The organism is Ensifer sp. ZNC0028, assembly GCF_000799055.1.
Lineage (GTDB): Bacteria > Pseudomonadota > Alphaproteobacteria > Rhizobiales > Rhizobiaceae > Ensifer.
Genome location: NZ_JTLA01000219.1, coordinates 1 through 1,070, shown reverse-complemented (window position 1 = coordinate 1,070; position 1,070 = coordinate 1). Strand labels below are relative to the sequence as shown.

At 64.7% G+C, this 1,070-nt stretch carries 1 protein-coding gene; it reads right to left on the bottom strand.

Annotated elements, in window-relative coordinates; all coding sequences use genetic code 11:
• A partial coding sequence (locus L981_RS32670; protein WP_043626929.1) for a VCBS domain-containing protein occupies positions 1 to 1,070 on the bottom strand: 1,070 nt, incomplete at both ends.

The window sequence follows — 1,070 nt, the reverse complement described above, 5'->3', positions numbered from 1 at the left end:
GAGTCGATGACGCCGTCGGCGACCTTGAAGGTCCAGGCGACAGAATTGGCCGTCTGGTTCACCGGGTCGAGCGAGAACTTGCCGAGATAGCCGTCACCGTTCGCCTTGAAGCTGGCGCTGTGGGTGTCGAGCGTATCGACGTCGGCAAAAGCCACCTTGCCGGCGTTGACATGCACCACCGCGTTCTCGCCGGCCGCGCCGTCGCCACGCTCCGTGACCGTGGCGCCCTGCGCGCCGGAGGTAATGACCGGGGCATCGTTCGTCCCGGTGATCACGATCGTCACGGTCTGCGCCGCAATGCCGCCATGGCCGTCGTTGACGAACACGGTGTACTTCTGCGTCAGCGTCTGGCCGGCCTGCAGCGAGTCCAGCACGCCATCGGCCACCTTGAAGTTCCAGCCGATCTTGTCAGCTGCCTGATCGACCGCATCCAGCGAGAAGGTCCCGAGATAACCACGGCCCTGCGGCAAGAAGCTGGCGCTGTGGGTGTCGAGCGTATCGACGTCGGTAAACGTCACCGCGCCGTCCTGCGTGTGCGTCACCGTATTCTCGCCAGCCGCCTTGTCGGCGATCTCCGTCACCGCACCGCTCTGCACGCCCGAGGTGATCACCGGAACGTCGTTGGTGCCGGCGATCACGATCGTGACCGTCTGCGTCGCCGTGCCACCGTGGCCGTCATCGACGGTGACGTCGTAAGTCTGCACCAGGATCTGGCCGGCCTGCAGCGAGTCGAGCACGCTGTCGGCAACCTGGAAGTTCCAGCCGACCTTGTCGGTTGTCTGGTTCAGCGGATCGAGCGAGAAGGTACCGAGATAACCGTTACCGCCGGCGGTGAAGCTCGCCGTGTGCGTGTCGAGCGTATCGACATCGCGAAAGCCGATCGTGCCGTCCTGCGTATGCGTAACCGTGTTCTCGCCCGGAAAACCGTCAAAGCGTTCCACCACGCCGCCGAGCTGCCAACCGGACGTGATCACCGGGGCGTCGTTGGTACCGGTGATCGTGATCGTCACGGTCTGCGTCGCGGTACCGCCCTTGCCGTCGTCGACGGTGACGTCATAGGTCTGCGTCAG